Source organism: Actinomadura rubrobrunea NBRC 15275, from assembly GCF_001552235.1.
Taxonomy (GTDB): Bacteria; Actinomycetota; Actinomycetes; order Streptosporangiales; family Streptosporangiaceae; genus Spirillospora; species Spirillospora viridilutea.
On sequence record NZ_BCQU01000107.1, the window covers coordinates 1 to 22,888 of the forward strand.

The following is a 22,888-nucleotide window of genomic DNA, read 5'->3' on the forward strand; positions in this document are numbered from 1 at the left end:
GGCCGCCGGGCGGCGCGCGCGGCGGGCGCCTGACCGGTCGCGCACGGCGCCGGTCAGCGGACGGTGCGCCGACGGTCAGCGGCGTGCCCGACGCTGCCGTCCATGACGACTTCCGCTGTCCCGCCCCACCGCAAGTGGGGCACGTTCGCCATCGGGTGCCTGCTCATGGTGGTGCCCGGTATCGACCTGACGGCCCTCAACCTGGCCGTCCCCCACATCACCGCCGACCTGGCCCCGTCGGCCACGCAGATCCTGTGGATCGCCGACATCTACGGGTTCACGCTCGCCGGGCTGCTGATCACGATGGGCGCCGTCGGAGACCGCGTGGGGCACCGCACCCTGCTGCTGACCGGCGTCGCGGTGTTCGCCGCCGCGTCCGCGCTGACCGCCTACGCCTGGAGCCCCGAGCTGCTGATCGCGGCGCGGGCCCTGCTCGGCGCCGCCGGGGCGACGCTCATGCCGTCCGCGCTGGCGCTGATCCGCCGCGTGTTCGCCGACCCGAAGGAGCGCACCATGGCGGTCGGGGCGTTCTTCGGATCCGCCGCGCTGGCGGTCGGGCTCGGCCCGGTGATCGGCGGCGGCCTGATGGAGCGCTTCTGGTGGGGCTCGGTGTTCCTCATCAACGTGCCGATCATGGCGACGATCCTGGCGGCCGGGGTCGCGCTGCTGCCCCGCTCCCCGGGGCACGGGCAGGGCGGGGTGGACGCGCTCAGCGTGCCGCTGTCGGCCGCCGCCGTGCTCGGCCCGGTCTACGCGATCAAGGAGGCGGCGGCGCACGGGGTGGCCGTCGCGCAGGTGCCGACGGGCCTGGCGATCGGCGCGGTCGGACTGGCGCTGTTCCTGTGGCGGCAGACGCGGCTGGCGCACCCCCTGATCGACCTGCGGCTGCTGCGCCGGCCCGCGTTCGCCGGAGCGGTGTCGATCAATCTGTTCGCGATGTTCGCCCTGGTCGCCCAGTCGTTGATCTTCTCGCTGTACTTCCAGCTCGTGCTCGGCTGGTCGCCGCTGCGCGCCGGGCTGGCCGGGCTGCCCGGCGCGGTCGGCGCGGCGCTGGGCGGCGCCGCCCTGGCCGCTCCGCTCATCTCCGCGGTCGGCCGGGCCCGCACCGTGGCGATCGGCCTGGTCATCGCCGCGACCTCGTACGCCGCGTTCTTCTGGTTCGGCACCGACCCGTCCTACCCCCTCATGGTGGTCCCGATCGTGCTGGGGGGCCTGGGCATGGGCATGGCGATGACCGTCACCGGCGACACGGTGCTGGCCTCCGTGCCCCGGCACCGCGCGGGCGCCGCGTCGGCGATCTCCGAGACCGCCTCCGAACTCGGCGGGGCGCTGGGCATGGCGCTCCTGGGCAGCGTGGTCACCGCCGTCTACCGGCGCAGCCTCGACCTGCCGCCCGGCCTGCCCGCCGGCGCGCGGCACGCCGCCCGCGACTCGCTGGGCGCCGCCGTCGAGGCCGCCGCCTCCCTGCCGTCCGCCCTGGCCGCCCGGGTCGTGGACGCGTCACGGCTCGCCTACGTCGACGGGATGCACGCCGCCATGCTCTGCAGCGCCGCCATGGCCGTCTGCGTCGCCGCCGCCTCCTTGGTCACGCTGCGCCGCGTCCCCAAGGTGATCCCAGACGAGGCGAAGGAGGAGACATCGGTCCCCGCCGCCGCCTGAGGATCCGTCGTGGCGGCCGGAGATGGGGGCGTCACGGCCACTCCCCCTCGAAGGCGGCGGCGACGGTGCGGCCGGAGTCATTGCCGTACCAGCCCCAGCTCGTCGCCAGGTGGGAGACCGTCCGCAGACCGCGCCCGCTCTCGTCGAGCTCGTCGACCTCCTTCACGACGGGCTCGCCGGGGCCGCCCTGGTCGGTGACGGCCACCGCGACGCCGCCGCGGATGCCGATGATCTCGACGGTGAACCAGCCTCCCCCCTGCCCCGACTTGGTGTGCCGCAGCGCGTTGACGACGAGCTCGTCCACGGTCAGCAGGACTTCGTCCAGCGCGGGGAAACCGGCCAGCAGGCACGCGGCGAACCGGCGGACGGCGCGGGCGTGCTCGGCCTCGCCGGGAAACGACCGCCGCCAGTACAGGGCGGTCGGGGGCGTCGTCAGCACCATGGGGTTACCTCGGGCTCGGGAGATCGTGAGCGACCTCTCGGGGGGGCAGCGCCATTTCATGGTCACATCGGAGCGCGTCACGGTCAGTCAAGAGGGCAGTCGAAACGGTTGAAACGGCCACATCGTGACAAGAATTCACCGAAAGTCGTCACACCGGAGGCGGCGCGGCGGGTGATGCCGGGCGGGCCGGGGCGAAAGTTTCCCCGCAACCCGACACGGTACGATCACCGCGACCCGCGTCCAGCAGGGCTCCACTTTGGCGCCGGCACCAGAGGACGTTTGCGAGGCCCCGGTCAGCCTCCCTGCAAGAGGGGCGCTCCACGGCGGCGCCCCACTCAACCTCCCACCGCGAGGACGGAGGTTTTACCACTCCCCTGGCCGGCTGTTTTCGGCCCACCTTCGTTCAGCGTCCAGATTCCTCCACGTCATTGCCGCGAAGCCGCGATTTCGCCGTGGAGGAGCACACCGAAAAGCACCGCCGACGTTATGCAACGTCGTTCACCGCCGCCGCACATGCACCGGCTGCGCCCGCCCGCCGCCGGCAGCCGTCCGCTCGGGGCATGGATGGACCGAGCCGTCCGCCGAGCGCCGCCCGGTCACTCCGCGTGCTCGCCCGATGGCCGTGCGAGCACGCGGCGGGACCTCGAAAATGTGATATCACTTTGCTAGCGTGGTGCCATACCGAAGGAGGAGGGACATGGCCAAGGGCGACGGAGGTGCCGGCGGACTGGTGGAGACGCCGAAGGTCGACGTCACGGAGCGGAAGGCGTTCAACATCAGCGGATGGCCCATGCTCGGGCTGGCGCTGCTGCTGACCCTGCTGGGCGCGGCCGCGATCGGGCTCGGCATCGCCGCCGGCGGGGGCGCGGCGCTGGGGACCGGGATCGGGGTCGGGACGGTGCTGGTGCTGGCCGCCGTGGCGGTGGCGGCGGGCCTGACGCCGGTGGCGCCGAACGAGGCGCGGGTGCTGCAGGTGCTCGGCCGCTACACCGGCACGGTCCGCACCGACGGGCTCCGCTGGGTGAACCCCATCAGCGAGCGCAAGCGGGTGTCGACGCGCATCCGCAACCACGAGACCGACCGGGCGAAGGTCAACGACCTGGACGGCAACCCCATCGAGATCTCCGCGGTGGTGGTGTGGCAGGTGGAGGACACCGCGCGCGCCGTGTTCGCGGTCGACGACTTCGTGGAGTTCGTGGCGTTCCAGACCGAGGCGGGCCTGCGGCACATCGCGGGCAGCTTCCCCTATGACGCGCACGACCGGCTGTCGCTGCGCGACAACGCCGACGAGATCACCGCCAAGCTGTCGGAGGAGCTGACGCTGCGGGTCGCGCCGGCCGGGGTGCGGATCATCGAGTCGCGGATCACCGGGCTGGCGTACGCGCCGGAGATCGCGCAGGCCATGCTGCGCCGCCAGCAGGCGGGCGCGGTGGTGGCGGCCCGGCAGCGGATCGTCGAGGGCGCGGTCGGCATGGTGCAGATGGCCCTCGACCGGCTCGACGAGGAGGATGTGGTGGAGCTGGACGAGGAGCGCAAGGCCGCGATGGTCAGCAACCTGCTGGTCGTGCTCTGCGCCGACCGCGACGCGCAACCGGTCCTCAACGCCGGCTCGCTCTACCAGTGACGGAACGCAAAAAGATCCTCTTGCGGCTGGATCCGGCGGTCCACGACGCGCTGGCCCGCTGGGCGTCCGACGAGCTGCGCAGCACCAACGCCCAGATCGAGTTCCTGCTGCGCAAGGCGCTGGCCGACGCCGGGCGGATGCCGCGCGGGGCCGCGCGGATGCGCCGACCGGGTCGGCCGCGCAAGAACGCCGACGACACGGGGCGGAAGGACGACGACACCGGACGGAAAGACGAGGACACCGGGCGGAAAGACGAGGACTAGGTCATGGTGAAGGTACCCGACTCCCTGCCGGCCAGGATGTACCTGCTGGCCTACGACCTGCGACGGGGCCGCATGACGCGCTGCGGCGGCCGCCTGGGCTACGTGCTGCGCGGCGCGGCGCTCGCCGAGCTGTACCTGGACGGGCGGCTCGTCGACGAGCGGCGCGGCCCCCGTCCCGGCACGCCGGGCGACGACCCGTACGGCGTGGTGGCGCAGATCGCCGCGTCCCGGCCGCGCTCGTGGCAGCACTGGGTGCGCAAGGACAGCGGCGCGATGGTGCGCAAGGTGCGCGACGAGCTGGCCGCGCAAGGGTGGATCCGCGTGCGGGAGCGCCGCGTGCTGGGGCTGTTCCGCACGCACCGCGTGGAGGTGAAGGACCCGCGGGTGGTCAAGGCGCTGTGGGGCGGGGCGTCCTCGGCGCTGCGCGGCAAGCCCGTGGCGCATGTCAACAGCCTGGACGCCGCCGCGGTGGCGCTGGCGGCCGCGGGCGAGCTGAACACGGTGCTGCCCGCGCAGGAGCGGCGGCGCCACAAGCGGCGCATCACCCAGCTGAGCGCGCGCACCGGGCCGGCGGCCGGTGCCGTGCGCAGGGTGGTCCGCGCACACCACGCGGCCGCCGGCGCCTGATCCCCGGATCCGCCGACCGCCGGCCGGGCTCTGGATCAGGGAGAACTGCATGGCGCGCAGGCTGGAGAGGCGTCACTCTCGGTGACGCTTCTCGATCATTCGACCACCAGTTCCACCGGGATGTTGCCGCGGGTGGCGTTGGAGTACGGGCAGACCCGGTGGGCCTCCTCCACCAGCTCCCGTCCCGCGTCTCCCTGCAGCTCGTCGGGCAGTTCCACGCGCAGCACGACGCTCAGGCCGAAGCCCGACTTCACGTCGCCGCCGAGGCCGACCTCCGCGGTGACGGAGACATCGCGCACGTCACGGCCGGTGCCGCGGGCCACCGCGCTGAGCGCGCTGGAGAAGCACGCCGCGTATCCGGCGGCGAACAGCTGCTCGGGATTGGCGCCCTCGCCGGTGCCGCCCAGCTCGCGGGGCGCGGCGAGCGTCACGTCGAGGCGCCTGTCGGAGGTGACGGCGCGGCCGTCCCGTCCGTTGGCGGTGGCGACGGCGGTGTAGCGGACGTCCATGCCCTCTCCTTTGATTTGACGCAATTCGATTTTACGCAATCGAACTCTAGGATGGAAGGCATGGACAGTGCAACGCCGCGCGACCTGCCCGCCGCGGAGCTGATGCGGCTCGACCGCCAGGTGTGCTTCGCCCTGCACGCGGCCTCGCGTGCGTTCGACGCGGTGTACCGGCCCCTGCTGCGCGACCTCGGCCTGACCTACCCGCAGTACCTGGTGATGCTGGCGCTGTGGGAGCACGAGACGCTGACCGTCAAGGAGCTCGGGCTGGCGCTTCGGCTGGACTCCGGGACGCTCTCCCCGCTGCTCAAGCGGCTGGAGTCGGCGGGGCTGGTCCGACGCGAGCGCAGCGCCCGCGACGAGCGGCAGGTGACGGTGTCGCTGACCGGCGTCGGCCGGGACCTGCGGCGGCGGGCGGCGGCGGTGCCGATGACGATCATGGCGGCGACCGGCATGGACGAGCACGAGCTGGTCGCCCTGCGCCGCTCCCTGGAGCGCGTCACCGCCGCCTTGGACGCCGCGTCCGGCCGCGTCTGAGCGCCCCGGAAAACCGATCGCCGACGCGCGGGGCCGGGCGCTACCGTGCCGGGGCATGGACCCCCATGACCGCTTCCTCAACGTCGTCGACGTGGAGGCCACCTGCTGGCGGGGCCGTCCGCCGGCCGGGCAGGTCAGCGAGATCATCGAGATCGGCCTGTGCGTGGTCGACCTGGAGACCCACGAGCGGGTGGAGCGGCACCGCGTGCTCGTCCGGCCGGAGCGGTCGTCCGTCAGCGCGTTCTGCACCGAGCTGACCGGGCTCACCCAGGAAGAGGTGGACGGCGGGATCGGGTTCGCGGAGGCGTGCGCGCTGCTGGAGCGCGAGCACTTCTCGCGGTCGAGGGCCTGGGCGAGCTGGGGCGACTACGACCGCAGGCAGTTCGAACGCCAGTGCGCCGCCGCCGGTGTGCGCTACCCGTTCGGACACCGCCACACCAACGCCAAGGCGGCCTACTCGCTGGCGCACGGCCTGCCGCGCAAGCTCGGCATGGCCGGAGCGCTGCGGCACGCGGGGATCCCCTTGGAGGGACGGCACCACAGCGGGGTCGACGACGCGTGGAACATCGGCGCCCTCGTGCTCGACATCGTCGCCAAGGACGCCTGGCCGGGCTGATCCCGCCGACGAGCAGGAGATTCGGCACGCCGTCCGTGATTCGCGGCGCCCGTCCCGGGCAGGGTGGCTCAGAGAGAGCACCAGTCCACCGGAGTCGACATGGAGATCAACCTTGATCTTCGGTTCCCGCGGGACGCCGCGAGCGTTCCCGCGGCGCGCCGCCTGCTCGACTCGTCCCTGTGCACCCTCGGCGTGGACGCCGCCATCCGCGGCGACATCGAGCTGCTGCTCACCGAGGCCTGCACCAACGCCATCCGCCACGCCGCCGACGGCGAGGAGTACACCGTGCGGGTCGGCATCCTGGACGAGCACTGCGTGATCAAGGTGATCGACTCGGGCCCCGGGTTCGGCGGCGACGGCGACGGGTCCGGCCCCCTGATGGCCGAGCACGGCCGGGGGCTGCTGCTGATGCGGGCGCTGGCCGACGCCGTGCGGTTCGGGTCGGTGCACCCGCGGCGGGGCGCGCTCGTGGCGCTGGAGAAGCACCTGCACTACGGGCACGGCTCGCTGGGCAGCCGGCTCGCCGACCTCGCGCCCGACGGCAGGTGGGACGGCGGCGTGGGCGTCGAGAGCGAGCCGGCCCCGGTGCTGGAGGAGTTCGCGACCAGGATGTTCGAGCTGGCGCGCGCGGGGCGGACCGAGGAGCTGGCCGCGCACGTCGACGCCGGGGCGCCGGTGAACCTCACCGACGACAAGGGCGACACGCTGCTCATGCTGGCCGCCTGCCATGGCCACGCCGAGACGGTCCGCGCCCTGGCGGCCCGCGGCGCCGATCCGGACCGGGCCAACGACCGCGGCCAGCGCCCGCTGGCGGGGATGGTGTTCAAGCAGGACCCGGAGGTGGTGCGGGCCCTGCTCGACGCGGGCGCCGACCCGCACGCCGGGCGCCCCTCGGCGATCGACACCGCGCAGATGTTCGGCCTGGCCGAGTACCTCGCCTGGTTCGAGGAGGCCGCCGCCACCTGACGGTGCCCCCGACGGGCCCCGCCGCGGTCAGCTGAGCAGATGGGCGGGCTGGTCGCCGTCGACGACGAGGCGGCGCATGGGGAGGGGGATCTCGATGCCCTCGTCCCGGAAGCGGCGGTGCAGCCGCTTGAGGAACTCGCTCTTGATGCGGAACTGCTCGCCGAACTCGTTGATCCGCAGGATCACGTTGAAGTCGATGCTGGACTCGGCGAAGGTGTGGAAGCGCACCAGCGTCTGGGCGTCCTTCACACCGCCCTCGTCCTCGGCCATCACCTCCTGGCCGACCTCGATCACCACCTGCTCCACCTTGTCCAGGTCGCTGTCGGGGGCGACGCGGCACGGGATGATCAGCGACATCTCCTGGGCCGGCCGGTGGTAGTTGGTCAGGATCGTGTCGGAGAACCGCTGGTTCGGGATGACCTCGATGTTGTCCGACAGGGTGCGGATCGAGGTGTTGCGCCAGTTGATGTCGACGACGTAGCCCTCCTGGCCGGTGCTGAGTTTGATGTAGTCGCCCGGCTCGATCGTCTTGGAGGCCAGCACGTGCACGCCCGCGAACAGGTTGGCCAGGGTGTCCTGCAGCGCCAGCGCCACGGCCAGACCGCCGACGCCCAGGGCGCCGAGCACCGGCGCGATCGACACGCCGAGGGTCTGCAGCATCACCAGCAGGCCGACGCCGATCACCACCGTGCGGGTGATGTTGGCGAAGATCGTCGCGCTGGCGCCCGAGTTCTGGCGGCCGAGGGCGGTCGACGCGACGATGCCCGCGCCCATCCGGGCCAGCGCGAACGCGACGAGCATCACGGTCACCGCGGCCAGCACCCGGCCGGTGATGTCCAGCGTGCGGGGAGTGAGGCGCAGCACGTTGGCCGCCAGCCACGCGCCGCACAGCAGCGCCAGCGGCAGCGCCAGGTCGTGCAGCAGCCGGGCGACCAGGTCGTCCCAGGCCCACCGGGTGTCCCTGGCCCGCCGGGCCAGCCGTCCCGACAGTATGCGCAGGACGACCGCGATCACGACGGCGACCACCATGATCACCGCGGCGGCGATGACCGAGCCCCACTCCAACGAGTCAGGCATAGCTCGCGTTCTCTCCCCTTTTATGGCGAATGTCCGGCGGACCGGCCGGATCAAAGAGACTGTCGAAAACGATACGAACAGTACATATGCGACATGTCGTACCGGTCCTGATATCGGCTGATCGTAGTGAAATGCCGGAGCCGACGGGGGCGTCTCAGCGGGAAGATCCCCCTGACCCGAAGTTGCGCCGATCACGTTGCGCGGGTCACATAAAGCCCCCGAAACGGTGCGCCGACCGTTCACTCACGATCAGGTCCGCTCCCCCATACGGACAGCACGGCCCCCACGGCTCAAGCCCAGCCGGACGCTCCCCCTCACCCGCCCCAAAACGACCATCGCAGGTAGCACCAGAAGAACATCGCCCGCTCGCCACTCCGCACGTCTGACCCCGGTGACGCACGATCCTGCCTCGTGGCGACAGAACTGCTCCCTGCCGGTCACCGCACCCTCGCGGCCCCACGCCACACGCGGCAGCACCTGCCAACGGCTGTCGCAATGGAAGCGAACATGTGCGACGTCACATGACTTCGCACGCCCCGCACCCGGACGGGCGCGCCGGTCCGAGCCGCTCGCGACGGCCGCCGACGGGAGATTCCCCACAGCCCGGCGTGCCCGCCCCCAATCACGCGGACGCGGCGGCCCGCGCAATGGACGCGAACATGGCGACGTCACACCACGCGCGACCCGCGACCTGGCGCGGGTGTGCCGCCTGGGCGACTGGCAGGAGGTCGTTCACTGCCCGGGGCGTTCGACCATGGGCGTCCGCTGGTGCCGCGCGCTCAGGGGCGGGTCAGGCGGACGCGGCGCGGCGGCGGAGGGCGTCGAGGGCGCGGTCGGCGTGGACGTTCATGCGGATCTCGCTCTTGACGATCTCCAGGATGCGGCGGTCCGTGTCGATCACGAAGGTCTGCCGCTTGGTGGGCGTCAGCGCCAGGGCGCCGCGCTTGACGCCGAAGCGGGTCCGCACGGTCCCGTCCGCGTCCGACAGCAGGGGGTAGCCGAGGGAGTGCTTGTCGGCGAACGCCTTCTGCTTGTCCACCGGGTCACCGCTGATGCCGACCGGTTGCGCGCCGAGGGCGGCGAACTCGGCGGCCACGTCGCGGAAGCGGCACGCCTCGGCCGTGCAGCCCGCGGTCATCGCGGCCGGATAGAAGAACAGCACGACGGGGCCGTCCGCCAGCAGGCCGCTGAGGCTGCGGAGCCGTCCGGTCTCGTCGGGGAGCTCGAAGTCGTCCACCACGTCGCCGACGTTCATGGCGACGACGCTATCCGGCGGCGGGCTCCAGCGGGAGACCCGGACCCGGCCGGAAGGCCGAGAACGCGGACGCGGCGGCGGCCGCGCCGCGACGCAGCAGGGCGGCGATCGCCGGTTCGGACCAGACGTCGCGGGCCCCCGGGCAGGCGCGCAGGTAGGCGGCGATCTGGCCGCTCTTCCAGCCGTGGGCGTCGCGCAGGCCGCGCGCCAGCATGGTCAGGTACGGGACGGACGGGGCGTTGAGCACCGCCCGTCCCACTCCGTGCGGTGCGGTGAAGGTCAGCATCGGATACCCGTCCCGCTCGCCGACCTTCAGGACCGTCTCATAGTGCCCGGGGCCGAGCCGCTGCCGCCCGGTGGCGAGCGCGACGGACAGGTCGGCGTCCTCGCCCGCCTCGCGGCGCATCTCCTGCGCCAGCACGTCGCAGAACTGCTCGCGCGTCACCAGGTAGGCGCGGGCGGCCGTGCGCCCCGGCAGCTCGGGGTCGTAGAACGCCATGCCGCCGCCCCAGGTCAGGGAGTTGAAGGCGAAGTAGACGCCGCCGGGCAGCATCGTCGGGTGCTCGGCGCGCGCGGGCCGTGGGTCGCGGCAGCCGTTGTAGTGGCGCATGGCTCCCTCGGGACGTCCGCCGGAGAGATAGCAGGCGAACCGGTCGCGCGCCAGGTTGGAGCCGTACGCCACATACCACAGAAGGTCTGCACACACGGTGACCCAGTATTGCCGCCGATCTCCCATGCTTTGACCGTCCAACGCCAGGTCAGAGGGCATGCGCCGCAAAATTTCGGTCACGGCGGCACCACTGTCCCCACACGTCGCTCATGTACGCCGTTCCGGGTGTCGCACGGTTCGGAGGTTTGATCCCTGGGCGCGCCGGAAAGGGATCACGTCGAGCGGGTGTCTAAGACGCAGATACCTCCAGATTTGCGCCTGCAGCACTTTCGGAGGTCTGTGTCATGAACTGCTCCCTGAACATCGCGTTGGTCTCGATGTCCGCCCTCAGCGGGGAGCACCCCCAGGCGTCGGTGGTCCGCGAGCTGGCCTGCGCCCTGGCGCGGCCGGTGCGCGACGGCGACCGGCGGAACCACGTGACGGTGTACGCGCGCCGCTACGACGACGCGGCACGCGAGCGGACGCGGCTGGGACCGGGCGCCGCGCTGCGGCTGCTCGACGCCGGGCCGCCGCGCCCGCTGGCCGAGCACGACCTGGTGCGGCACGTCCGCGACATGGCCGACGGGCTGCGGCGCCGCTGGTCGGGCGCCGGGCGTCCCGACGTGGTGCACGCCCACGGCTGGATCGAGGGGCTGGCGGCCTGCGCGGTGGCCAGGGAGCTGGGCGTTCCGTTCGTGCAGAGCTACCACGGGCTCGGCACCGTCGAGCGCCGCGCCGGACGTCCGGTGCACCCCGCCCGCGTCCGGCTGGAGGCCGCGCTGGGCCGCGGCGCGGACGCCGTGCTGGCCGGCAGCGAGCAGGAGGCGGACGCGCTGGTGCGCCTCGGCGTCCCCCGCCCCAAGATCGGCGTCATCCCGTACGGGGTGGACGGCGAGCACTTCAGCCAGGCCGGCCCGACGCTGCCGCACGGCGACCGGTCCCGCCTGGTGACCGTGTGCCGCGACCTCGCCGACGGCGGCGTGGCCACCGCGATCCGCACGCTGGTCAACGTGCCCGGCGCGGAGCTGGCCGTCGCGGGCGGCCCGGCCCGCCGGGAGCTGGAGCACGACCCGGCCGCGCACCGGCTGCGGATGCTGGCCAAGCGGCTGCACGTCGCCGACCGGGTGATCTTCATGGGCCGGATGCCCCGCCGGTCCCTGCCCAAGCTGCTGCGCACCGCCCGGCTTGCGCTGTGCCTGTCGCCCGACCGGCCCGAGCCGCGGGCGGCGCTGGAGGCGATGGCCTGCGGCGTCCCCGTGGTGACGACCCCGGTCGGCGGCAACGCCGACAGCGTCCTGGACCACATCACCGGCCTGCACGTGCCCGCCGAACGCCCGGTGGAGATCGGCCGCGCGGTGCGGCGGCTGCTGGCCGAGGAGACCACCCGGCACGCGTTCGCCATCGCCGCCGCCGACCGCGCCCACTCCCGGTACTCCTGGGAGCGCATCGCCGCCGAGACCCTGCGCGCCTACGCCCGGCTCCTCCCGGACGCGGAGCCCGAGCGCCGCCGCGGCGCCGGGCCCGAGCGGCGCGCCGAGCCCGCCGTGCCCGCCCAGGCCCGCGAATCCGAGCCGGCCGCGGCGTTGACGAGCTGACGTCCGGGCCGTCGCAAGCGGGCCCGGGCACCCGTTGCCCGGTGCGATACTCGCGGTGTGGCGGAGGACCGGCGGGAGGACGTGCTGATCGGCAGGCGGGCCGAACTGGCCGCGCTGACCGCCGCGCTGGACCGGGCCGCCGCCGAGAGCGCCGCGACGGTGCTGGTGAGCGGGGACGCCGGGATCGGCAAGACGCACCTGGTGACCGCGCTGGCCGGCATCGCGCGCGAGCGCGGCTGCGCCGTCCTGGTCGGGCAGTGCGCCGAGCTCGGCGAGAGCATGCCGTACCTGCCGCTCGCCGACGCGCTGTGGCGGGGCGTCCGCGACCCCCGGCAAGGCGAGGCGGTGCGCGCGGCCCTCGAGTCCCGGCCTGTGCTGCGGCGGCTGCTGCCGGACGGCGACGGCGGCCGCGGCGACGCCTCCGAGCTGGATCAGCAGCGGCTCTTCGGCGCCGCGCTCGGGCTGCTCGGGGAGCTGGGGAGCACCCGTCCGGTGCTGCTCGTGCTGGAGGACCTGCACTGGGCGGACACGTCGACCCGCCACCTGCTGACGTTCCTCAGCCGGGTGCTGCAGCGGGAGCGGGTCTGCCTGGTCGGCACGTACAGATCCGACGACCTGCACCGGCGCCACCCGATGCGCCCGGTGATCGCCGAGCTGCTGCGCGTGCCGGACGTGTCGGCCGTCGAGCTGCGCCCGTTCGCCCCCGACGAGACCGCCGAGTATCTCGCCGCGCTGTCCGAGGGCGAGGACCTCTCCCCCGAGCTGGCCGAACGGGTGCACGCCCGCTCGGAGGGCAACCCCTTCTACGCCGCGGAGCTGTACGCGGCGGCCGCCACCGGCGAGGACCTGCCCGCCGGGCTCGCCGACCTGCTGCTCGCCCGGCTCGAGCGCCTCGGCGACGACGCGCAGCGCGTGGTGCGGGCGGCGGCGGTGGCCGGGCGCCGGGTGGGCGACGAGCTCGTCCGCCGGGTGTCCGGGCTGGAGGAGGCCGCGGTCGGGGCGGCCCTGCGGGAGGTCGTCTCGCACCGGCAGCTGCTGCCCGACGGGGACGGCTACGTCTTCCGGCACGCGCTGCTGCGCGAGGCCGTGTACGCCGACCTGCTGCCGGGCGAGCGGACCCGCCTGCACGCCGCGTTCGCCGCCCTGCTGGCCGACCGGTCGGGGCCGGCCGCCGAGCTCGCCTACCACAGCCTGGCCGCGCACGACCTGCCGGTGGCGTTCGCCGCGTCCGTGCGGGCGGGACGCGAGGCCGAACGGATGGGCGCCCCCGCCGAGGCGCTGGAGCACTACGACCGCGCGCTGTCGCTGTGGGAGGCCGTGCCCGACCCCGAGACCGCGTCCGGCTGCACCCGCGTCGACCTGGCGTTGGCCGCGGTGCGCGCGTGCGGGCGGTGCGGCGAGGTGCGGCGGGCCATCTCCCGGCTGCGTCGGCTGCTGGAGGCGGCCGACCCCGGCGACGTGCGCCTCGGCGCGCTGCTGCGCGAGCAGCTGGCGTACTACCTCGGCGACCTCGACATGAACGCCGAGGCCGCCGACATCGCGCGCGAGGCCGTCGACATGCTGCCCGCCGACCCGCCCACCCCGGAGCGGGCCGCCGCGCTGGCAACCTACGTCCGGTCGCTGCTGCCCAGGGTGCACGGCGGTCCGATGGAGCGCAGGCACGGCGACGACCTGCCCGCCCTCGCCGAGGAGGCCGTCGCCGCCGCCCGCGCCGCCGGCGCCGCCGACGCCGAGGCCAGCGCCCTGGTGACGCTGGGGGTGTACCGCGAGGAACGCGAGGCCGGCCTGGAGACGCGGGACCTGTTCGCGCGCGCCCGCGATCTGGCCGTGGACGCGGGCAACTTCGCGGTGGCGCTGCGGGCGGCGTTCCACCACGCCCGGGCCGTGTTCGACCGCGGCGACCTGGCGGGCGCCGCCGAGGTCGCCGAGCAGGCCGTGCGCTTCACCCTCGACAACGGCCTCGGCTGGTCCACCTACGGGGTGAACCTGCGCTTCCTGCGCTATCTGATCCACTACACCGCCGGGGAGTGGGAGCACGCGGCCCGCCTGGCCGCCGACTTCGGCATCCGCGTCGCCCGCCCCGCCGAGGCGCAGGTGTCGGCGTACGCGCTGTTCCTGGAGGTCGCGCAGGGCAGCGACGCCGCCGCCGAACGGCTGCGCTGGATCGAGCCGCTGTGGGGCCAGGACGACCTGCTCACCTATATATCCCGCGGGCTGGCGGCCGAGCGCGCGCTGTGGAACGGCGATCCGGACGCCGCGCTGGACCACGTCACCGCCGTGCTGGACGTGCTGGCCCCGGGGGACGCCTCGGCCATCCGCATCGCCGCCACCGGTCTATGGGCCCACGCCGACCTCGGCTCCTCCTCGGGCGCCGCCGACGATCTGCTCGCGCGCGCCCGGACCGCCGCCTCCACCACGCTGGACGGCCTCCCCCGGGCGTGGCTCGGCGTGGAGGGCCACGCCTGGCTCGCCCGCGCCGAGGCCGAGCACGCGCGGGCCCGCGGCGCCAACGACCCGGAGCTGTGGCGCCGGACGGTCACCGCGTTCGAGTACGGCGCGCCCGGCGGCGGCTTCGTCTACGAGGTCGCCCGGTCCCGCTGGCGCCTGGCCGAGGCCCTCGCCGAGAAGGGCGACCGCGACGAGGCCGCGGCGCAGTGGCGCCGCGGCGTCGCGGCCGCCGAACGTCTCGGCGCCCGGCCCCTGCTGCACGCGCTCCGCGACCTGGGCGTCCGGGCCCGCCTGGCCGCCGCGTCCGCCGCCGCGGCCGCGGGGCCGCTCGGCGCGCTCACCGCCCGCGAACGGGAGGTCCTCCGCCTGGTCGCCGAGGGCCGCAACAACCGGCAGATCGCCGAGGCCCTGTTCATCTCCCCGAAGACGGCCAGCGTCCACGTCTCCAACATCCTCGCCAAGCTGGGCGTCGCCAGCCGCACCCAGGCCGCCGCGGTGGCCCACCGCGAGGGGCTCGTCACGCGCTGACGCCGCCGTCGGCCGCCGGGCCGAGCGGGCCGGCGAGGAGCCGCCGTCGGTTGGTCCGCTCGGCGGCGCCCCGCCGTACAGGAGCGTGAGGACCAGCGCTCCCCGACGAATCTGCCAATGATTCGTCAGATATTGGACACTCTTTCACCTTTTCACAGAGTTTGCAGGTCTTTCACCATGTCCGGTGACCTCCGGCGCGCCACAGGGGCGCGCCCAATCCCCACTGGAGGCTCTGTGAAGATTCGTCACCCCCGCTACTGGGGAACCGCCGTCGCCGGGACGGCCGCCGCGCTCGCGGCGTCCGCCCTCGTGGCGGCTCCGGCCTCGCACGCCGCGCCGGCCGGCGCCACCGCGACCTCGGCCACGGCGGCGACCCACTCTCAGCTGGCCGCCACCGCCCGGGCGCTGACCGAGACGCTGGGCGCGCGCACCGCGGGCGCCTACATCGACCGGGCCACCGGCCGGCTGACCGTGACGGTCACCGACGCGGACGCGGCCGAGACCGTGCGCGCCGCCGGGGCGCGGGCCAAGACCGTGTCGCGCAGCGGCGAGGACCTCAAGAAGATCATGTCCGAGCTCAAGCGCGACGCCGCCGTCCCCGGCACCGCGTGGGCCGTGGACCCCGCCGCGAACCAGGTCGTGCTGACCATGGACAGCACGGTCACCGGCGAGCGGCTGGAGAAGGTGAAGAAGGAGGCCGCCGAGCACGGCGCGGCGGTGCGCACCGAGCGCGTCGACGGCGAGTTCCACCTGTTCACCAAGGGCGGCGAGGCCATCTACACCAACGGCGGCCGCTGCTCGCTCGGCTTCAACGTGCGCCGCGGCTCGGAGTACTACTTCCTGACGGCCGGGCACTGCACCGAGGTCGGCAGCTCGTGGTACTCCGACTCCGGGCTCAGCAACAAGCTCGGCGACACCGTGGGCAGCAGCTTCCCCGGCAACGACTACGGGATCGTCAAGTACACCGGCACCCCCTCCGACACGCAGGGCACCGTGAGCCTCTACGGCGGCACGCAGGACATCACGCGGGCCGGCGAGGCCACGGTGGGCCAGCGCGTCACCCGCAGCGGCAGCACGACGGGCGTGCACGAGGGCGAGGTCACGGCGGTCAACCAGACCGTCGTCTACCCCGAGGGCACCGTGTCGGGGCTGATCCGCACGACGGTGTGCGCCGAGCCGGGCGACAGCGGCGGCTCGCTGTTCTCCGGGTCGACCGCCCTCGGTCTGACGTCCGGCGGCAGCGGCAACTGCTCGTCGGGCGGCACGACCTTCTTCCAGCCGGTGACGGAGGCGCTGAGCGCCTACGGCGTCGAGGTGTACTGATCCGGGTGCGCTGATCCGGGTGCGCTGACCGGTTCCCAGGGCCCCTGGTCCCCGCCCTCGCGAGGCGGCGGGGATCAGGGGCCCGCTGGTACCGCGAGGTCGCGCTGCACCTGCGCGATCACCTTCGACTGCTGCGGGACGAGATAGAAGTGGTCGCCCGGCAGCACCTCCAGCCGGAACGCGCCGTCGGTCACCTCGGTCCACCGGGCCGCCTGCTCGGGCGTGACGCGGGGGTCGGCGTCCCCGACCAGCACCGTCACGGGGACGGCGAGCCGCGGACCGGGACGGTGCGCGTACTCCTCGATCAGCCGGAAGTCGTTGCGCACGTACGGCAGCACCAGCTCGCGCAGCTCGGGGTCGCGCAGGGCCTCGGCGTCCGAGCCGCCGAGGGCGACCATCTCGGCGACCAGGCCGTCGTCGTCCAGGTGGGCGACGCGGTCGTCGTCGCGGTCGTGCGGGGCGCGCGTGCCGGACGCGAACAGGTGCACGGGCGGCGTGCCGCGTTCCTGCAGCAGCCGCGCCGTCTCGTACGCCACGACCGCGCCCATGCTGTGCCCGAACAGCGCGGCGGGCCGGTCCAGCAGCGGCGCCATCGCCCCGGCGATCATCGCGGCGAGCCGGTGCGCGTCGTCGACGAGCGGGTCGGCCAGGCGGTCGGCGCGTCCGGGGTACTGCACCGCGTGCACCTCGACGGCCCGGCCGATCCGCGCGGCCCACGCGCGGTAGAACACCGCCGACCCGCCCGCGTGCGGGAAGCAGAACAGCCGCAGCGACGCCCATGGGCGCGTCTCGACGCAGCGGAACCACGACACGTGATCAACTCCTCGTGCTCGGCCGGGGTCGGGTCCCCGCGAGGATGGCACGGCGGCGGCCGGCGGGCTAGTCGCCCATCGCCTCGATCAGGCTCTTCGGCCGCATGTCGGTCCAGTGCTCGGCGATGTAGTCCAGGCACGCCTGCCGGGTGTCCTCGGTCTTGGCGACCGTCCATCCGGCGGGGACCTCGGCGAACGACGGCCACAGCGAGTACTGCCCCTCGTGGTTGACCAGGACGAGGTAGGCGCCGTCGGGGTCCTCGAAGGGGTTGGTCATCTGCTCTCCCATCGTGGTGCGCGCCGCCGCCCGGCGTGGACGGCGGCGAGGCGGGCGGCCAGCACCGCGCCGATCTCGGCGGCCGGCCGGGGCTCCAGCAGCTCGTGGTGCTCGGCGTCGACGGGATGGTCGAGGACGCGGCCGTCGACCAGCGGCCCCCAGTTGTCGGCCGCGGTCGGCAGGCCGGCGCGCCCCCTGCGGGCGGTGAAGAAGACGACGTCGCCGCGGAAGCGCCCCGGCCGGTACGCCTCGGCCTGCCGCACCCCGTTCTCGTAGTTGCGGTAGACGTTGACCAGGTCGTCCGCGTCGAGCGCGGCGAGGGCGTCGCCGCGGTCGGCCAGCAGCGCCATGATCTTGTCGATGTCGGGGCGGCCGTCGGGGGCGACCTCGCGGACGTCCACGCCGATGCCCTGCAGCAGCTCGGGCAGGACGTCGCGGCGTCCCGCCCCCAGGTCCTGCCCGTGGTAGGCGTCGATCAGCGTCAGGAACGCGACCCGCTCCCCCGCGGCCTGGAGGCGGCACGCCATCTCGTAGGCGACCAGCCCGCCCAGCGACCACCCGCCCAGGTGGTACGGCCCGGACGGCTGCACCGCGCGAATCTGCTCCAGGTAGTCCGCGGCCATCTCCTCCACCGACTCGGGCAGCTCAGCCCGCGTGAACGCGCGGGCCTGGAGCCCGTAGAGGGGCTGGTCGGGGCCCAGGTGCCGGGCCAGGCGCAGGTAGCTCCAGGCCAGGCCCCCGGCGGGGTGGACGAGGAACAGCGGCGGCCGGGACCCGCCGGCGCGCAGCGGCAGCAGCACCTCCAATCCGAGCCGGTCGGTGCCGTCGCCGAGGTGGCGGGCGATCGCCTCGGCGGTCCGGTGGGTGAACACGTCCCGGGGCGTCAGCTCGAGCCCCGCCTGCCGGGCCAGCGTGACGACTTTCAGCGCGGTGATGCTGTCGCCGCCGAGATCGAAGAAGCCGACGTCCGCGCCGACCCGTTCCAGGCCCAGCACTCGGGCGAACGCCCCGCACAGCACTTCCTCCTCCGGGGTCCGGGGGGCGCGGCCCTCGGCGGCGGCTTCGTAGTCGGGGGCGGGCAGCGCGTCGCGGTCCAGCTTGCCGTTGGGGGTGGTGGGCAGGCCGTCCAGCAGGACGAACGCCGCCGGAACCATGTATTCCGGCAGCCGTTCCGCCGCGTGCCGCCGCAGCTCCGCCTCGTCCACGTCCTCCCGGGGGACCACGTAGGCGACCAGGCGTTTCACGCCGGCGGCGTCGGCGCGGGCGAGGACGGCGACGTTGGCGACCGCGGGATGGGCGGCGACGGCGGCCTCGATCTCGCCGGGTTCGACGCGGAACCCGCGCACCTTGACCTGCAGGTCGACCCGGTCGAGGTATTCGAGGACGCCGTCCGGGCGCCACCGCACCAGGTCCCCGGTGCGGTACATGCGGTCGCCGGGCGCGCCGAACGGGTCGGCGACGAAGCGCTCGGCGGTGAGCGCGGGACGGTCCAGGTAGCCGCGGCCGACCCCCGCGCCCGCGATGTACGCCTCGCCCGGCACGCCCGGCGGCACGGGCCGCAGCCCGGCGTCCAGCACGTACAGCCGCATGTCGTCCAACGGGCGGCCGAGGGGCGCCGTGGTCTCGTCCGGGTCGGCGAGGGCGCGGCGCATGTCGGCGAACGTGGTGAAGGTGGTCGCCTCGGTCGGCCCGTACACGTTGGCGACGTCGGTGTCCGGGCAGGCCGCCAGCACCCTGCGCATGGCCGCCGGGGAGCCCGCCTCGCCTCCGGTGAGCACCTGCCGCAGGCGCGCGAACGCGTGCGGACGCTCCTCGGCGATCAGGTTGAACAGGGTGGTGGTGAGGAACAGCCCGGTGACGTCCCCGGCGGCGACGAGGCGTTCCAGCGTCTCGCCGTCGAGACGGCCGGGCGGCGCGACGACGCACGTCCCGCCGTTCAGCAGCGGGGCGAACATCTCGTAGACGGACGCGTCGAAGGCGTGCGGGGAGTGGACGAGCACGCGTTCGTGGGCCGGGGTGCGCAGCAGGGCGTCGGTGGCCAGGTCCACGACGTCGCGGTGCCGCTGCATGACGCCCTTGGGGTCGCCCGTGGAGCCGGAGGTGAACAGCACGAACGCCAGCTGCTCGGGGTGGACGGGGACGCCGGGGTCGGTGCCGGGCTGCGCGGCCAGCTCGGGGTCGTCGTCCACGACGAGGACGCGGGCGGGCACGTCCAGGTCGGCCGCGCGGTCCTTCATCGGCGTGTTGACGAGCAGGACGGGCGCGCGGACCTCCCGCACCGCCCAGGCCACGCGCCGGCGGGGGTACGCGTGGTGGATCGGCGCGCACACGCCGCCCGCCTTCAGCACCGCCAGGGTCGCCACGACCACGTCGACGGACCGTTCGAGCAGCATCGCCACCCGTGTCTCCCGGCGCACGCCCAGGCCGATGAGGCGGTGCGCGAGCCGGTTGGCGCGGGCGTCCAGCTCCGCGTACGTGAGCGCCTCCCCGGAGTCGGCCGACCGGACGGCGGTGGCGTCCGGGTGGTGGGCGGCGCGGCGCGCGAACCGGCCGGTGACGGTCTCCTGGGGGCGTCCGGTGACGGCGCCCTGCCAGTGCCGCAGGACGCGGGCCCGGCCGGCGCCGTCGAGGACGTCGACGCGCGCCACGGGCGTGTCGGGCCGGTGGGCGATCGCCTCCAGGACGCGCTCGAGCCCGTCCATGATGCGGGCGGCGTCGTCGGCGGAGAAGAGGGCTGCGCGGTAGTCGAGTCTCAGCGACAGGCGCCGCCCCGGGACGGCGGCGAGAGCGAGGGGGTAGTGGGTGGCGTCGTAGCCGTCCACGGTCTCCAGCGTGAGCCCGCCCAGGTCGGTGCCCGCCGCGGCCGGGTCGGAGGGGTAGTTCTCCAGCACCGTCATCGTGTCGAACAGGGGCGCGACGCCGGTGAGGCGCTGAATGTCGGTCAGGCCCAGGTGGTGGTGGGCCATCAGGCGGGTCTGCTCGTCCTGCAACCGGGTGAGCGCGTTCGCCGCCGTGTCGCCCGGGCGGAGTCGCACGCGGACGGGCAGCGTGTTGATGAACAGCCCGATCATCTGCTCGACGCCGGGGAGTTCGGGGGGACGGCCGGACACCGCCGCGCCGAACACCACGTCCGCGCGGCCCGTCAGGCGTCCCAGCAGCACGCCCCACGCGAGCTGCAGCACGGTGCCGAGGGTGACGGCGTGCGCGCGGGCGCGCGCGGACAGCGCGGCCGTGAGGTCTTCGGACAGCAGGCGCCGCACCCGGTCGGGGGGCGCCGCGCCGGGGTCGTCGCCCGCGTCAGGTGCGACGAGGGTGGGCTCGTCCACTCCGTCGAGGGCGCGCCGCCACGCCTCCTCGGCCGCGCCGCGGTCCTGCCGGGCGAGCCAGGCCAGGTAGTCGCGGTACGGGGTCGGGCGGGGCATGCCCGCGTCGTCCCCTCGCGCCAGGTACAGCGCGAACAGCTCGGTCTGCAGCACCGGGGTGGACCACCCGTCCAGCAGGATGTGGTGGTTGGTGAACACGAGCCGGTGCCGGTCCGGGGCGAGCCGGATGAGCAGGAAACGCAGCAGCGGCGGCCTGGCCAGGTCGAACGGGCGCAGCCGCTCGGCCTCGGCGAGGGCCCTGGCCTCGGCCTCCCGGTGCTCGGGCGCAAGCGCGGACAGGTCGGCCTCGTGCCAGGGGAGCCGGACCCGCCGGTGCACGATCTGCACGGCGCCGCCGTCCTTGCGCTGCCGGAACCCGGCGCGCAGGTTGGCGTGGCGCCGCAGCAGCGTCTCGGCGGCGGCCCGCAGCGCGCCGGCGTCGAGCGGTCCCACCAGGTCGAGCGCGATCTGCGCCGTGTAGACGTCCCCTCGGCCGGAGTCGTACAGCGCGTGGAAGAACAGTCCCTGCTGCAGCGGCGACAGCGGCCAGACGTCCTCGAGCTGCGACTTCACTGCGGTCCCCACGCCTCGTCCTCCGCGTCCAGCTCGGCGGCCAGCTCGTCGATCTCCTCCTGGCTCATCGACACCAGCGGCAGGTCGGACGGGGTGAGCCCGCCGACCGGGCCGTGCCGCGCCCCCTCGACGACGTGCGCGACCAGGCCGCGCAGGGCCGCACGCCACCGGTCGGCGAGGTCGGCGATCTCGTGCCGGTCGAACAGGCCGCCCGCCCACGTCCAGGTGGCGCTCAGCTCGGGGCCGCCCGGGAGGTCCCGGGTGTGCGCGTTCACCTCGATGGCGTGGACGAGGCCGAGGCGGGGGTTCTGGGCGTCGCCCAGCGCGTCGGTCTCGTCCCGCCCGGCGGGCGCCCAGTCGGACGCCTCGGGGGCGGGCGCCCGGCCGAGGTAGTTGAACGCGACCTGCGGGGCGCGGTGCGCGGCGAGCCGCTCGGCGGTGGACGGGTTGAGGTGGCGCAGCAGGCCGTAGCCGATGCCGTTGTCGGGGATCTCGCGGAGCTGCTCCTTGACCTTCTTCAGCGCGGTGCCGAGGGCCGGGCCGCCCGCGCGGATCTCGGCCGGGTCGACGGCCCCCGGGTCCAGGCGGACGGGGTGGATCGTGGTGAACCAGCCGACCGTGCGGGTCAGGTCCACGCCGGGGACGATCTCCTCCCGGCCGTGTCCTTCCAGGTCGACGAGCACGGCGGTGTCGTCGGCGCCGCCGCGTTCGCGCCGCCACTCGGCCAGGGCGAGGGCGAGCGCGGTGAGCAGCACGTCGTTGACGCGGGCGTGGAAGGCGGCGGGCACGTCGGTGAGCAGCGGCCCCGTGACGTCGGCGGGCAGGTCCACGGTGAGATGGCCGGCCGTGCCGAACGCGTCGACGGCGGGGTCGAGGGGACGGCGGCCGAGCACGGGGTCGGGCGTGGCGAGGATGTCGGTCCACAGCGGCAGCTCGGCGGTGCGGGCGGGTTCGGCGGCCTCGGCGACCAGGCGTTGCGCCCAGCGGCGGTAGGACGTGCCGACCGGGTCGAGCGCGCCGCCGCCGGTGAGGGCCGTCACCAGGTCCAGCAGCAGGATCCGCCAGGAGACGGCGTCGACCGCCAGGTGGTGGACGGTCAGCAGCAGCCGCCCGGATCGCCCGGGGCCCGCGTCGAACCACACCAGGCGCATCATGATCCCGGCTTCGGGGTCGAGGCCGGCGCGGGCCGCGGCGGCCTCCTCGGCGAGGACGGGGCGCAGGTCCGCCGCGCCGGACACGTCCACGCGGCGGACGAGCGCGGCGGCGTCCACCGTGCCTGGCTCCGCGACCTCGAAGACCGCCTCGGGCCCGCTGCGGTCGACGCGCAGCCTGAGCATGTCGTGGTGGTCGAGAAGGGTTCGCACGGCGGCCGTCAGGGGCGCCGTGCCGAGCCCCGGCGGTACGCGGAGCAGCATCCGCTGGCTGTAGTCGTCGGTGGGGCCGGTGAGCTCCTGGAACCACCGCATGATCGGGGTGGCGGGCACGACGCCGGTGCCGGTGCCCGGCGGCTCGTTCTCGACCGTGTCGTCGTCGGTGACCGGTCGGGCGATGGCCGCGAGGCGTTCGACGGTCTGGTGCTGGAAGACCTCGCGTGGCGTGATCACCAGCCCGGCCCGGCGCGCACGCGCCACCAGTTGGATCGCGATGATCGAGTCCCCGCCCAGATCGAAGAACCCGTCGTCGACCCCGACCCGCTCTAGCCCCAGCACCTCGGCGAACAGCCCGGCCAGGACCTCTTCCTCCGCCGTG

The 22,888-nt window shown here is 74.4% G+C and carries 19 protein-coding genes; 10 read left to right on the forward strand and 9 right to left on the reverse strand.

Translation table 11 applies throughout. From position 1 onward, the window contains the following. The first annotated feature begins 102 nt into the window (after positions 1–102). Positions 103–1,659 carry an MFS transporter gene (locus tag AR3_RS25075; protein WP_067917467.1) on the forward strand — a complete coding sequence of 519 codons (1,557 nt, stop codon included), beginning with the start codon at positions 103–105 and terminating at the stop codon, positions 1,657–1,659. A gap of 31 nt (positions 1,660–1,690) precedes the next feature. Here AR3_RS25075 and AR3_RS25080 read toward each other — a convergent pair whose 3' ends face one another. Further along, entirely contained in the window at positions 1,691–2,101 is a 411-nt protein-coding gene (locus AR3_RS25080) for an ATP-binding protein (protein WP_067917469.1), read from the reverse strand. A 697-nt stretch (positions 2,102–2,798) separates the two neighbouring features. Here AR3_RS25080 and AR3_RS25085 point away from each other — a divergent pair. From AR3_RS25085 to AR3_RS25095, 3 genes are read left to right on the forward strand one after another with little or no spacing between them, the layout of a single operon-like run. Next, positions 2,799–3,725 carry an SPFH domain-containing protein gene (locus tag AR3_RS25085; RefSeq protein WP_067917471.1) on the forward strand — a complete coding sequence of 309 codons (927 nt, stop codon included), beginning with the start codon at positions 2,799–2,801 and terminating at the stop codon, positions 3,723–3,725. Next, positions 3,722–3,988, forward strand: a complete 267-nt coding sequence (locus tag AR3_RS25090) for a type II toxin-antitoxin system antitoxin (RefSeq protein WP_067917473.1) — start codon at positions 3,722–3,724, stop codon at positions 3,986–3,988. The genes AR3_RS25085 and AR3_RS25090 overlap by 4 nt, the downstream gene beginning before the upstream one ends. A gap of 3 nt (positions 3,989–3,991) precedes the next feature. Then, a complete protein-coding gene (locus tag AR3_RS25095; protein WP_067917475.1) occupies positions 3,992–4,615 on the forward strand; it encodes a GOLPH3/VPS74 family protein in 624 nt (207 codons plus the stop codon). Between the two features lie 95 nt (positions 4,616–4,710). On the opposite strand, the gene AR3_RS25100 is transcribed toward AR3_RS25095, so the two are convergent. Continuing rightward, positions 4,711–5,124, reverse strand: coding sequence for an organic hydroperoxide resistance protein (locus AR3_RS25100; protein ID WP_067917477.1), 414 nt, complete (start codon positions 5,122–5,124; stop codon positions 4,711–4,713). Between the two features lie 60 nt (positions 5,125–5,184). Here AR3_RS25100 and AR3_RS25105 point away from each other — a divergent pair, with 60 nt between their 5' ends. The 3 genes from AR3_RS25105 (at position 5,185) to AR3_RS32990 (ending at position 7,240) form a co-directional block, all read left to right on the forward strand. Beyond that, the gene (locus tag AR3_RS25105; protein WP_106258952.1) at positions 5,185–5,658 is read left to right on the forward strand and encodes a MarR family winged helix-turn-helix transcriptional regulator; all 474 of its coding nucleotides are present in this window, start codon (positions 5,185–5,187) and stop codon (positions 5,656–5,658) included. A gap of 55 nt (positions 5,659–5,713) precedes the next feature. Then, the gene (locus AR3_RS25110; protein WP_067917481.1) at positions 5,714–6,274 is read left to right on the forward strand and encodes a 3'-5' exonuclease; all 561 of its coding nucleotides are present in this window, start codon (positions 5,714–5,716) and stop codon (positions 6,272–6,274) included. 99 nt (positions 6,275–6,373) lie between these two features. Further along, positions 6,374–7,240, forward strand: coding sequence for an ATP-binding protein (locus AR3_RS32990; protein ID WP_083951944.1), 867 nt, complete (start codon positions 6,374–6,376; stop codon positions 7,238–7,240). A 27-nt stretch (positions 7,241–7,267) separates the two neighbouring features. Here AR3_RS32990 and AR3_RS25120 read toward each other — a convergent pair whose 3' ends face one another. The 3 genes from AR3_RS25120 to AR3_RS25130 form a co-directional block, all read right to left on the reverse strand. Further along, positions 7,268–8,317, reverse strand: a complete 1,050-nt coding sequence (locus AR3_RS25120) for a mechanosensitive ion channel family protein (protein ID WP_067917483.1) — start codon at positions 8,315–8,317, stop codon at positions 7,268–7,270. A 790-nt stretch (positions 8,318–9,107) separates the two neighbouring features. Further along, positions 9,108–9,572, reverse strand: a complete 465-nt coding sequence (locus tag AR3_RS25125; RefSeq protein ID WP_067917485.1) for a peroxiredoxin — start codon at positions 9,570–9,572, stop codon at positions 9,108–9,110. Positions 9,573–9,582: 10 nt separating this feature from the next. Next, complete coding sequence (locus tag AR3_RS25130) at positions 9,583–10,278, reverse strand: histone deacetylase (protein WP_227023262.1); 696 nt, start codon at positions 10,276–10,278, stop codon at positions 9,583–9,585. Between the two features lie 248 nt (positions 10,279–10,526). On the opposite strand from AR3_RS25130, the gene AR3_RS25135 reads away from it, so the two are divergent. From AR3_RS25135 to AR3_RS25145, 3 genes are all read left to right on the forward strand, one after another. Then, positions 10,527–11,816 carry a glycosyltransferase gene (locus AR3_RS25135; protein WP_067917489.1) on the forward strand — a complete coding sequence of 430 codons (1,290 nt, stop codon included), beginning with the start codon at positions 10,527–10,529 and terminating at the stop codon, positions 11,814–11,816. A gap of 57 nt (positions 11,817–11,873) precedes the next feature. Next, positions 11,874–14,792, forward strand: coding sequence for a helix-turn-helix transcriptional regulator (locus tag AR3_RS32700; protein ID WP_083951946.1), 2,919 nt, complete (start codon positions 11,874–11,876; stop codon positions 14,790–14,792). A gap of 234 nt (positions 14,793–15,026) precedes the next feature. After that, positions 15,027–16,115 carry a S1 family peptidase gene (locus tag AR3_RS25145; protein WP_227023261.1) on the forward strand — a complete coding sequence of 363 codons (1,089 nt, stop codon included), beginning with the start codon at positions 15,027–15,029 and terminating at the stop codon, positions 16,113–16,115. A 74-nt stretch (positions 16,116–16,189) separates the two neighbouring features. Here AR3_RS25145 and AR3_RS25150 read toward each other — a convergent pair whose 3' ends face one another. From AR3_RS25150 to AR3_RS25165, 4 genes are all read right to left on the reverse strand, one after another. Next, the gene (locus tag AR3_RS25150; protein ID WP_067917491.1) at positions 16,190–16,927 is read right to left on the reverse strand and encodes a thioesterase II family protein; all 738 of its coding nucleotides are present in this window, start codon (positions 16,925–16,927) and stop codon (positions 16,190–16,192) included. Between the two features lie 67 nt (positions 16,928–16,994). Beyond that, the gene (locus AR3_RS25155; protein WP_067917493.1) at positions 16,995–17,204 is read right to left on the reverse strand and encodes an MbtH family protein; all 210 of its coding nucleotides are present in this window, start codon (positions 17,202–17,204) and stop codon (positions 16,995–16,997) included. Then, positions 17,201–21,151 carry a non-ribosomal peptide synthetase gene (locus tag AR3_RS25160; protein WP_067917495.1) on the reverse strand — a complete coding sequence of 1,317 codons (3,951 nt, stop codon included), beginning with the start codon at positions 21,149–21,151 and terminating at the stop codon, positions 17,201–17,203. The genes AR3_RS25155 and AR3_RS25160 overlap by 4 nt, the downstream gene beginning before the upstream one ends. Continuing rightward, positions 21,136–22,888, reverse strand: a 1,753-nt coding sequence (locus tag AR3_RS25165; RefSeq protein WP_245637927.1) for a condensation domain-containing protein, incomplete at its 5' end; no start/stop codon positions are given. The genes AR3_RS25160 and AR3_RS25165, both read right to left, overlap by 16 nt.